Below are 13,004 nucleotides of genomic sequence, written 5' to 3' on the forward strand. Positions count from 1 at the left end.
ACACTATGAAAAAACTATTACCAAGCTTTGTAAGCCCGGTTTTGCTTGTGGCAATGCTATTGGTTTTTTTTACCGGCGCACAAGCGCAAACGCTGCTTTCGCAAGGTAAAACGGTAACCGTTTCTTCTACCGAAAGCGCTTCGTACCCCGCATCTAATGCGGTTGACGGTAGTTTGACCACTAAATGGTCATCCTCATCGGCAAGTTATAACGAGTGGCTGTATGTAGATCTTAGTGCCCAAAAAGATATCGATTACGTGCAGATCTATTTTGCCGACGGGCGCTACGCGCTCACATTTGATATTCAGGGGACAAATACACCTACGGTAGCGGGTTCGTGGGTTACCATGCGTACCATCCCGCCAACTAATGCACTATCGTCGTTAACCATAGGCGGGTTACATGGGCAATACCAGTATGTGCGTTTTAATGGGCGCGGCAGGGCCAACACCCTGGGCTATCGCATAGCTGAGTTTAAGGTTTATGGCTATGATCCGTCGACCTCAACTCAACTGAGCGATATCAGTACCGTAAGAAACCGGCTGGCTGCCGAATCTCCCGCACCGGCCGGCGATTTAACCGTGTTGATCACTTCCATGCAATCTAATGGTAAATGGCCCGACAAGGCGGCCCCCGGCCAGCCAGCCATACCCGGGCAGATGGATTATACAGGTAACAACTGGACATCGCATTCCCTGCGTTTGAACTGGCTTGCCTGCGCTTACCGCGATCCTACTAATGTATTGTATAATGATTCGCGGATACCGGGAAAATTTCAACTGGGTATGCGTTATTTTATTAACCAGCATTTTACCTCTACCAACTGGTACGATACCGTTATACGTTCGCCGCAAAACCTTATTAATGGGCTGATGCTGATGAGGGGCGCGATACTCAGCGATTCGCTTTTTGCGTATGCCTATTTTGTTAAGGATGATACAGGTGATGCGGGTAACCAGGGTGCTAATAAGTCATGGGTTGCTTCTATTACTATAAGAAAAGGTTTGGCGTTGGATCGTTATGCTGTGGCCAACACGGGCTTTCAAAGTATGGGCGCCGCGCTGGACCTGGCCAGCTGGTCGATGGCCGAAGGGCCAAGGGCCGACAATAGTTTTCATCAGCATCGTCATCAAATTAATATTGGAGGCTACGGTATAGATTTTATGACCTACGAATCAAGATATATGCACGATGCGGATAACACCACATTTAGTTCTCAATTCACTACTACACGGCGTACCAACCTGCAAAACATAATGCTGAATGGCCTGCAGTTTTTTGGCTACCGGGGAGTGCTGGATTTTGGCATTATGGGGAGGGCGGTTACCGGGGCAGGGATGACGGCCAATATTGATAGCAGTATCCTGGAGACCCAAAAATTGAATGATCCGGGCAATGCTACCGCTTACCAAAACTGGGAAACAAGCCTGAGCGGCGGTGCATTTCCTGTAACAGGCGCCAGGCATTTCTGGATGTCGAACATGCTGGTAAGCCATGGCCCCAATTTCTATATGTCGGTTAAAATTATGTCTGCACGCAATAAGGGTACCGAAGCGTTGAACAGCCAAAATTTAAAGGGCTACAATCTTCCCTGGGGCGCCACAAACATTATGACCTCCGGGAACGAGTATTTTGATATTTTCCCAACCTGGAACTGGTCGCGCATACCTGGCACCACTGCCGAAATGAGCGAAGCGCAGGCATCAACCTCGTTCGGCCTTGATAGCGGTTATGTGACAACCACAAATACCTTTGGCGGTACCCTTGCTGTTAACGAGGCCGGAGCGATAGCCTTCAAACTGGATAACAAAAGAGGTGTTACCGCGCGCAAAGCATATTTTTTTATGGAAAATATGATGATTTGCCTGGGCAACAGTATTACTGCCAGTAAAACTAACGAGATAGTAACCACCGTAAATCAAACCAAGACCAACGGCACCATTACGGCATTTTATAACGGTTCTGCTCAAACTTTCACAAGCGATTCTATTAGCAATAGCACTTTGCAGTGGGTGCATCACGATAACGTAGGCTACCTGTTCCCAGCGGGCGGTGTATTGTCGCTTACTAATAAAACACAAACAGGTACGTGGAAAAGTATCGATAACTCAGGGTCGACAACGGTGCAAAGCAATCAGGTATTTAATTTGTATGTACGGCATAGTCCAACGCCTTTAAATGGCACCTATTATTATATAGTGGCACCCAATAAACTGGCTACGGATATGACAGCACTTGCCGCAAACCACGGGTTTGTGGTAGATCAAAATACCGTTAATCTGCAGGCTATCCGGCACGTGGGAACAAACCAGTACGCGGTTATTTTTTACGCCGCCGGGCAGATCACCACTCCCGACGGTTTGCTGATTAAATCAGATAAACCCGCCGTTGTGCAGATCAAGAAATATTCAACAACCTACCGGGTATCTGTATGCGACCCGGAATATACCGGATCGCCAATTAAAATAACATTAAACCAAAACCTGACAGGTCCCGGCGCTGTATATGCATCCGGCCAAACGGTGATTACCGTAGACACTTATTCGGCAGATGAAAGAGGAAAAACAAGGACCAATTTCTTCTCCATTAATAGTGGTTTAATGGCAAGTGGAAATCCAAACAATCTGATCGAGCCATTGGATAACGACACCAAAATATCCGGAGCTATTTCTATTTATCCTAATCCGGCAACCTCGGTAATTTATGTAAAAGGTTTACGCGAAGCAGCGGACATTGAAGTCTATAACCTGTCAGGGCGTAAGTTTCCAACTGTGCATGGGACCGAGGTTGATATCAGTGCTTTAACGCCTGGCGTTACTTATTTTTTAAGGATACATGTTAATGGCACTGTTATTATCAAACAGTTTATCAAGCAATAAATGGTAGCGTGGGGTCGGTTAATTTTGTAATAATTGTACTCTATTATGTTATAAAAGTATTAACCAATTACCTAAAACCGAAGGTATTTTTGAACATGCGTATATATAAAAACGGCCAATTATATTTACATCACAGGTTTTTGCACACTGCATGTATTTTTTGTTAATGCCAATGTGCTGCATTTGTTTTTTTTAACACCTGTGATTATTTAAAATTAGCTGTTAACCTATAATGAAATTAAAACTAATCGACCTGCTTATCATACTTTCCTACCTGGTTATTACTATTGGGATAGGCCTCTGGTATCGTAAAAAAGCGCGGCAAAACAAAGAGAGCTATATGATGGGCGGCAAATCGTTGCCCTGGTATAAACTGGGTTTAAGCGATGCATCGGATATGTTCGATATCAGCGGCACCATGTGGATGGTAAGCCTGTGTTTTGTATATGGTATGAAAAGTATTTGGATACCCTGGCTATGGCCTGTGTTTAACCAGGTATTTTTAATGATGTACCTATCCAAGTGGTTGCGCCGCTCAAACGCCAATACAGGTGCCGAATGGTTATCAACCCGCTTTGGGGTTAAAGGGCAGGGCGTAGGCGCATCGCACAAAATAGTAATTGCCTTCGCGCTTATCTGCTGTCTGGGTTTTTTGGCTTATGGCTTTATTGGCTTAGGTAAATTCATAGAGATCTTTATCCCCTGGGATGTGGTTAAAGCTTATGTGCCATTTAACGTACCGCCACAATATGTAGCTCATTTTTACGGGATAGTGTTTACGCTGTTTGCGATGTTCTACTCCATTTTAGGGGGGATGCACAGTATCGTTTTGGGTGATATGATCAAGTATGCGATTATGACTGTGGCCTGCATAATTATTGCCGTTATAGCATACACACATCTCAATGGCCAAAAGCTAAATGTGCCGCAAGGATGGGCTAATCCCTTCTTTGGCTATCGCTTAAACCTGGACTGGAGTAAGATTATTGCCGATGTAAATCTGAAAATAAAGGACGACGGTTACTCCCTGTTCGGGCTGTTTTTTATGATGATGCTGTTTAAAGGTGTATTTGCATCGCTGGCGGGGCCGGCGCCTAATTATGATATGCAGAAGATTCTGTCAACCCGATCGCCCAAAGAAGCCAGTAAAATGAGTGGTTTTGTATCCATTATTTTGTTGCCTATCCGGTATTCGTTAATTATTGGCTTAACGGTATTGGGCCTGCTATACTATCACCAAATGAACTTGAAAACACCTGAAGGGATCATTGATTTTGAGCGGATACTGCCAGTTACTATTAATAACTTTTTGCCTGCCGGTTTAGTAGGGCTGGTGCTTACGGGTTTGCTTGGCGCCTTTATGGGTACTTTTAGTGGTACGCTTAACGCTGCACAGGCCTACATTGTAAACGATATTTATTTAAAATATATCCGTCCGGATGCACCTACCAGGCAAATCATCTCCATGAATTACCTGGTGGGTATTGTGGTGGTTTTGATAGGGATTGTGCTGGGTTTTTATGCTAAAGATGTAAACAGTATTTTGCAATGGATCGTATCGGCTTTATACGGCGGTTACTTTGCTGCTAATGTTTTAAAATGGCATTGGTGGCGTTTTAACGCTAATGGCTTTTTTTGGGGTATGCTTGCCGGTATTATTGCCGCGCTGGTTTTTACCCGTTTTTTCAATGGTGTCGAATTCCTGTATTACTTCCCGGTATTGTTCGCCATATCATTGGCCGGTTGTGTATTTGGCACCTATGCCGCGCCTGCTACAGATATGCAGGTGCTCAAAAGTTTTTACCGCAATGTACGCCCATGGGGCTTTTGGCAGCCGGTACATAACCAGGTGCTGATGGACGATCCCGGCTTTAAAGCTAATAAGGATTTTGGGAAGGATATGCTTAATGTGGCATTGGGTATCATTGCCCAGTTATGCTTAACCATATTGCCCATGTATTTGATATTAAGTATGAAACTACCATTGCTGGTAACCGTATTGATATTAGGTGTAATAGCCTTTATCCTGAAAAGAACCTGGTGGAATAAGCTGGAAGACTAATAAATATTAATAACTATATATAAATGCCAGAGATGGAGATGAATTTTGAAGAAAGACTAAATAAGTTGCGTGCCGACCATGCCGCTATCCTTCACAAAAAAAATGAAGCGGAAGAATTGGGTAATGGTGTTTTTAACAGGTTTAAGCTACCTGTATTAACCGCTGCGCATGTGCCTTTAAGCTGGCGATATGATCTGAATCCGCAAACCAATCCCTATTTAATGGAGCGGGTAGGGATAAATGCGGTATTTAATGCAGGAGCTATCAAATGGAACAATAAATACTTATTGGTTTGCCGGGTAGAAGGTAACGACCGGAAATCGTTTTTTGCGGTAGCCGAGAGTGATAACGGTGTAGATAATTTTAAATTTTGGGAGTACCCGATAGTAATGCCCGAAACCAGTACCCCCGACACCAATATTTATGATATGCGCCTAACGATGCATCAGGACGGCTGGATATATGGATTGTTTTGTACCGAGCGAAGGGACCCGTCGGCGCCCGAAGCTGATCAGTCGGCCGCTATAGCACAATGCGGTATTGCCCGCACCAGAGATTTTATTGCCTGGGAACGTTTGGCCGATTTGCAAACGCCATCGCCACAGCAGCGCAATGTAGTGTTGCACCCCGAATTTGTTGACGGTAAATACGCCTTTTACACCCGCCCTCAGGATACCTTTATCCAGGCTGGTAAAGGTGGCGGCATTGGTTACGGGCTTTCTGCATCTATAGAGAATGCCGTGATTGAGAGGGAAACTATTTTAGACAAAAAAGTATATCATACCGTTTATGAAGCCAAGAACGGGCAAGGTCCCGCGCCTATAAAAACCACACATGGCTGGCTGCATCTGGCCCACGGTGTGCGTAATACCGCCGCTGGTTTACGGTATGTGCTGTATATGTTTATGACTGATCTTAACGATCTGACTAAAGTAATATACAAGCCCGCCGGTTATTTATTGGCGCCCGAAGGCGAAGAGCGTGTTGGCGATGTATCTAACGTAGTGTTTTGCAACGGCTGGATACTGGATGATGATGGAAAAGTATTTATTTACTATGCTTCTTCCGATTCGCGGATGCATGTAGCTACCAGTACAATTGAGTGCTTACTGGATTATGTATTGCACACAACGGCAGATGGTTTAACATCGGCCAGTACGGTTAAAACCATCATGAATGTTATTGAGCAAAATAAACTGGTTAAAACCCTTGCCTGATTGATGACCGATACCGATCGTTATTATAACCAATTACAAAGTATACTAAGCTATTGGTCTACAGTAGTTTATGATAAAAAACGCGACCGTTTTTATGGCCGGGTAGATGAAAATAATGTACCCGACGAAACTGCGCCGTTGGGTTCGGTGATGTATGCACGCACATTATGGGCTTTTTCTGCCGGTTACCAGGCAACCAACAATCCCGGCCATTTATTAATGGCCGGGAAAGCTTATCGCTGTTTAACAACAGTTTTTTGGGATAAAACCTATGGCGGTATATATTGGCTGGTAGATATCAGCGGGCAGCCACTTGCTGATAAAAAACAGATCTACGCGCTGGCATTTGCGATATATGGTTTAACGGAATATTATAAGATTAACCCCGATGACAGTATTATAGACCAGGCAAAGGAATTGTATTGGTTGATAGAACGCTACAGTTACGACCCGGTAAACGATGGTTATTTTGAGGCCTTCAACAGGGACTGGTCAACCGCTGATGACTTGCGTTTGAGTGACAAAGATAGCAATGAGCAAAAAACCATGAATACGCATCTGCATATTATGGAAGCTTATGTAAACCTTTACCGTGTTTGGCCCGACGCTGCCCTTGCCCGCAGGATTTTAAAATTGGTCAATCTGTTTCACGATCGTATTGTTGACGCGAAAACCAAACACCTAGTGCTGTTTTTTAATGATGTTTGGGATAAACGATCAGATATGATATCCTATGGGCATGATATCGAAGCATCGTGGTTATTGTGCGAGGCTGCAGAAATATTGGGCGATGAGACCTTGATAGCGCGAACTAAGCAATTGGCCATAGCTATGGTTGATGCCATTTTGCCAGGTTTTGATAACGGATTAAATTACGAAGTTGACGGCGGGCATTTAATAGCCGAAAAACATTGGTGGGTACAAGCCGAAGCAACTGTTGGTTTGCTAAATGCGTGGCAAATAAGCGGTAAAGATTTTTACCTGGACATTTTTAAACATAACTACGAATATATTGAACGGTATATTATTGATCATGTAAATGGCGAGTGGTATTGGGGGATAGAGGGCCAGCATACGATTATGCAGGGGCAGGATAAAGCCGGTATATGGAAATGCCCATATCATAATAGCAGATGCCTGCTTGAAATTAGGAGAAGGCTTTATGATAAAGACTTATCGAAGCCCTAAAAAAACAGGAAACTGCTTAAGCTCCATTTTTTGTTTAGTTAGTATTATAAAATGCTAAAAAAACATTGAACGATTTTTCCACTGGCACTTAGCTTTGATATAACCAATTAAGAAGCAATAACCAAACTATATTGATCTGCAACATACCAGTGCTGTAAGATTGAAGCCGTAATTAAACCAAACTTGAAAACACTTTATACATATTATTTAAAATTTATTTACCACCTGGTTGTGCCTGTTTGTTTGATATTGGTGCAAAGTGCAAATGCGCAGCCAACGCAGGCGGTTATGCAAGCCAATGTGGATACGCTAACCAATCGTTTAATACAACTGGCCTTGAACGAGACAGCGCCTGGTAAAGTGGATAGCCTGGCAAAAAATATACAGGCTGATGGTAGCTGGAATGATATTAACTATAAAGATGGGGTACACGTGCAGTGGACATGGCACAGCCAGCGCTTAAAACAAATGGCTATTGCGTTTAATAACCCGCACCACAAACGCTATCACGATGCTAACTTGCTAAAGGCAATAGTAAAAGGGTTCGATTTCATCTATAATAAAAAATATCCTTCATGGAACTGGTATGATACCGATATCGCTGCCCCATCTAACTATATGGTAGCGCTCATTTTATTGAAAAACAAAATACCTGACGATCAATTATTAAAATATGCCACTTATTTAAAAGATGCTACTGATAATAAGGCCCATCAGGGGCAAAACCGGATCTCCGTATCAACCATTACGGTTTACAAAGGCTGTATCGAAAACAATTACGCCTTAATTGCTGGTGGTTTTACCTCCATAGCATCTACACTGGTTGTTGAAAGTAAACAGGGGGCCGAAGGTATTAAGGTGGATGATAGCTTTCATCAGCATCGCCCGCAGCTATATTCGGGGGGCTATGGTATGGCTTTCGTGAAATCCATCGCCCGGTTAATGGCTCTTACTACTAACACCACTTTTGCCGCTGTTTTCAGCCCCGAAAAACGAAGATTATTTTCAGGCCTGATGCTAAATGGACACCAGTTATTTGGCTATCGCAATACTATTGATTTTGGTACCATCGGCAGGGGAATCTCCCGCCCAAATTCGATGAATAATGTTGATAATGAAACATTAAGCACCATGATGGCGGTTGACCCCGCACATGCTGCCGATTATAAAGCCTGGCGTGATCATCTTAATAGCGGGCCTTATCCATCCAAATACCAGGGCAATAAATATTTCTGGAAATCGGACATTATGACCCACCACGGGGCCGATTATTATTTGTCGGCCAAAGTAATCTCCACCCGTACTGCCGGCACCGAAATGCTTAATGGCGAAAATGCTAAGGGTTTTAACCTGCCATTAGGTGCTACCAATATCGCTACAACAGGTAAGGAATATTATAACATATTCCCCGTGTGGGACTGGACAAAGGTGCCCGGCACAACGTCTGTAAATAATGAGTCGTCTACATTATTATCGTGGTATCAGTACGGTTCAAATATTTTTTCAGGAGGGGTAAGTAATGGTAAAAATGGATTGATCGCGTATGAGCATAGTTACAACGGTGTACAAGCAAAAAAAGCTTACTTTTTTATGGATAATGCTATGCTTTGTTTAGGTGCCGGAATTAACGCCCTGGGGGTACAAAGTGTACAAACCACCATTAACCAATGCTTTTTAAATGGCGATGTAACCGTAAATGCTGGCAGCATCATCAATAAACTAACCGGAGATAGCCAGGCCTTTGCAGATTTAAAATGGATATACCATGATGGGGTAGGTTATATATTCCCAGGCAAAGCAAATATTACGGTGCGTAAAGCAGTACAACAGGGCACGTGGAAAAGCTTAAATGTAACAGGCAGCGATACGGTTGTTAAATTGCCGGTATTTAGCGCATGGTTAAACCATGGCACCGGGCCCACAAATCAGCAATATGCCTATATCGTTATGCCTGCTAAATCGCTTGAAACTTTTAAAGCTGAAGCAGCTATACAAAAATTTGTTATCAACCAAAACACCCCTGATGTGCAGGCTGTAAGCTATAAAAATTACTATGGAATTGTTTTTTACGAACCCGGCACAGTTACCCTGACTGATGGTTTAAGTATCACTTGCTATAGCAAAGCGACAGTAATGATCGAACGAAAACTGCAGGGCTACGCCATTTCTGTAGCCGACCCTATTCACCGCCAGGAAAAAATTAAGCTGGTGATCAATAAAAAAGTTACGGGTAAGTATACGCAGCCTTTAGGTAAAGGCACGGCAATAAACTTCACACTTCCAACGGGAGATTATATGGGAAGCACGCTTACTCAAAATGTCCAATTTTTAAAAAGTAAATGATGATGATAGAAAAATTCGCTATCGTAAAATGCTGCTATATCATTGCTCCATCAGGTTACGATGAAAAAGGCCATCAGCGCCCGCTAAATACTGGAAAGGAGGGATGTTTATCGTTTTAAAATTACGCACAACATTCCATCAAGATATCTGCCTGGTTGCCTTGCGCAAGCACCAAACATAATTCTATCCTAAAACCAATTATAAATTAAACATATGTATAAAAACTTAAATTTTTTTATCTGCGGCGCACGGCGCTGTATATATAAAACAACATTTGCTTTAGCGCTCATTGTGCTGTCAGTCAGTTTGTTGCCGGTTCAGCAAGCAAAAGCGGCAATAGCTAAAAAGATAGCCGCTATAGTTGATATTGATATTACCGGTAAAGTGCTTGATGATAAAGGACAAACAATCCCTGGTGCTACAATTACCGAAAAGGGTACAAAAAATAGCGTTGCTGCCGATGTTAACGGTAATTTTAAACTGCGCGTAAAAAGCAGTAGCGCAATACTTGTAGTATCGTCGGTAGGCTATGCTACGCAGGAAATAGCTGTAGGTAGCCAAACCATTATTACTATAACCCTAAAAGATAACACCACTAACTTAAATGATGTGATTGTGGTTGGCTACGGCGCTCAAAAACGTATTGACGTAACAGGCGCGGTTTCGCACATTGGTGAGAAAACTTTGCGCGAAGTGCCCGTAACTAACGCCCAGCAATTATTACAGGGCCGCGTTGCCGGTTTGGTGGTACAGCAAGGTTCAAACAAACCGGGTGCCGAACCATCTGTTTTGTTACGGGGGCATCGGTCTATCACAGCGGGTAACAACCCTTTATACGTGATTGATGGTATCCCAACTACCGATGGTTTTAATGATATTAATCCAAACGACATCGTATCTGTGGATGTGCTGAAAGATGCGTCATCTACCGCTATTTACGGTTCAAGGGGCGCTAATGGTGTTATTATCATTACTACAGCCCGTGGTAAAGAGCGTAAGGACGGACAGCCGGATGTACATTATGATAGTTATTTTGGTATCACAAAAATTAACAGGTATATCCATAACTTAACAGGGCCACAATATGTTGAATTTAAACGCGACTCGTACCGTTCATTACCGGCGCCAAATACTTACAACGACGCCGATCCCGCAGGCTCGGACGCCAAAATTTTTACACCTTATGAGATTGCCGCGATAGCAGCCGGCCAGTTTACCGATTGGCAACGCAATGTTACCCGTCGCGGTACACAGCAAAACCATGATGTTAGTATTTTGGGTGCATCAAAAACCACAAAATATAATATCTCTTTGGGCTATTACCAGGATAAAGGCTATATCCTTACACAGGACTATACGCGTTATAACCTGCGCGTAAATTTAGATCAGGATATTGGTACCCGTGTTAAGCTGGGTGTATCCATGTTAGGTTCGTACGCCGAAAGAAATAATGCGGGCTTAAACCCAATTGCTGCGGCGGTGGTGCAAATCCCTATTGGTACCCCTTACGAGGCTAACGGCACCTTAGCCAAATTCCCTACCGGCGACCCGCTGATGTACAATCCATTGTTTGATTTTGTTGATAACAACTCCATACAACTGGAAAAAAGGACCCGGGTATTAACCAGCTTTTACGCGCAGGCCGAAATTTTAGAAGGCCTTAAGTTACGTGTAAACTTCGGTCCCGATTTAAGTAATAGTCGTACCGGGGTTTTTAAATCGCAAAATAGCAGTACCAACCAGGGAACTACGTTGCCAACCGCCGGTACATCAAACGATTATACATTCTCGTACACGTTAGAGAATATATTGAGTTACGATAAAACCGTTGGCAAGCATAAAATTGGCTTTACAGGCTTGTACAGTATACAACAGCGTGTAAACGAAAACGGGTCTACAAATGTTAAAGATTTGCCTGTTGCCACTACCACTTATACCAATTTAGGTTCGGGTACTTTATTAAGTGCCACAAGTAATTATTCCCGGTATGATATCTTATCCTACATGGGGCGTATCAATTATAATTACGATAGCCGTTTTCTGCTAACCGTAACTGCCCGCGCCGATGGTTCATCAGTGTTTTCGCCGGGTAATAAATGGGGTTTCTTTCCATCAGCAGCATTTGGTTATAACCTTATAAACGAGGAGTTTATTAAAAAAATCAACTTAATTACCAATTTAAAATTAAGGGTCAGCTATGGCCGCACCGGTAATACCGCTGTAGATCCATACGGAACCCTGGCCGTACTTGGCCGTACTTATTATGATTTTAATGATGTTGCCGCATTAGGTTATTATCCTAACAGTATCCCCAACCCTAATTTGAAATGGGAGACCACCGAGGCTTATAACATCGGTTTAGATTTCGGTATATTACAAGATCGCATCACAGGTTCAATTGAAGCCTACCGTAGCAATACGTTCGATTTGTTGCTGGGCTTCGCGTTGCCGCAATCAACCGGTTTTGGCCAGGTAATATCAAATGTGGGTAATACCCGTAACCGTGGTATCGAATTAAGTTTATCAACCCGTAACATTGTTTCGCAAAATAAGGGTTTTGAATGGAGTACAGACTTAACCGGCGCGTTTAATAAAGAAGAGATTGTTTCGCTTACCGCTGGTAAGGTAGATGATATAGGTTCGGGCCGATTTATAGGTGCGCCGGTGAATGTTAACTATGATTATACCAAAATCGGTATATGGCAGTTAGGCGAAACCCAGGCAGCGCAATATGGCTCATCCATAGGCCAAATAAAAGTTGCCGATCTTAACGGTAATGGCAAGATCGATCCGGACGACAGATCTATACTGGGTTCACCAACGCCAAAATATACTTTCGGTATCAATAATAGGTTTTCTTATAAAAACTTCGATTTAGGCATTTTCATGCAAGGCATGACCGGTAACCAGATTACCAGCGTTTTCCACACCGCACCTGGTCAAAACTCTATAGCATTTGGAGGCAGGTATAACGTGGTGTCAAGCGATTACTGGACACCAACCAATCCAACCAATGCCTATCCGAGGCCTATCAGTGGTACATCTGGTAATCCCGGTGTAGTATTTGGCAGTACACTCAAGTATTTCAACGGTTCATATCTGCGTATCCGTAACGTCGATTTTGGGTACACCCTGCCAACCGCATGGGTTAAAAAAATTGGCGGCAAATCAATCAGGATCTATGCCGATGTGACCAATCCTTATATCTTCTCATCTTATGTGCATAAATATTATGGCACCGATCCCGAGATTACCGATTCGCCATCAACTATCAATTACCTGTTAGGCTTAAATGTTAGATTTTAAAATAAAACG

General features: G+C 43.2%; 6 protein-coding genes. All 6 read left to right on the plus strand.

Annotated elements, in window-relative coordinates:
- The first annotated feature begins 5 nt into the window (after nt 1–5).
- The 6 genes from AC07M6_RS03920 (at nt 6) to AC07M6_RS03945 (ending at nt 12,995) form a co-directional block, all read left to right on the plus strand.
- Nucleotides 6–2,879, plus strand: coding sequence for a polysaccharide lyase family 8 super-sandwich domain-containing protein (locus AC07M6_RS03920; RefSeq protein WP_494887609.1), 2,874 nt, complete (start codon nt 6–8; stop codon nt 2,877–2,879).
- A 232-nt stretch (nt 2,880–3,111) separates the two neighbouring features.
- Nucleotides 3,112–4,941 (plus strand): sodium:solute symporter family protein, encoded by a 1,830-nt coding sequence (locus AC07M6_RS03925; RefSeq protein WP_494887610.1) that lies wholly within the window; start codon nt 3,112–3,114, stop codon nt 4,939–4,941.
- 32 nt (nt 4,942–4,973) lie between these two features.
- Complete coding sequence (locus AC07M6_RS03930) at nt 4,974–6,158, plus strand: glycoside hydrolase family 130 protein (protein WP_494887631.1); 1,185 nt, start codon at nt 4,974–4,976, stop codon at nt 6,156–6,158.
- Nucleotides 6,159–6,161: 3 nt separating this feature from the next.
- The gene (locus AC07M6_RS03935) at nt 6,162–7,346 is read left to right on the plus strand and encodes an AGE family epimerase/isomerase (RefSeq protein ID WP_494887611.1); all 1,185 of its coding nucleotides are present in this window, start codon (nt 6,162–6,164) and stop codon (nt 7,344–7,346) included.
- A gap of 183 nt (nt 7,347–7,529) precedes the next feature.
- The gene (locus tag AC07M6_RS03940; protein ID WP_494887612.1) at nt 7,530–9,689 is read left to right on the plus strand and encodes a polysaccharide lyase family 8 super-sandwich domain-containing protein; all 2,160 of its coding nucleotides are present in this window, start codon (nt 7,530–7,532) and stop codon (nt 9,687–9,689) included.
- Between the two features lie 213 nt (nt 9,690–9,902).
- The gene (locus AC07M6_RS03945) at nt 9,903–12,995 is read left to right on the plus strand and encodes a SusC/RagA family TonB-linked outer membrane protein (RefSeq protein WP_494887613.1); all 3,093 of its coding nucleotides are present in this window, start codon (nt 9,903–9,905) and stop codon (nt 12,993–12,995) included.
- Nucleotides 12,996–13,004 lie beyond the last annotated feature (9 nt).

This window comes from Mucilaginibacter sp. GW821-FHT07H05, from assembly GCF_059418485.1.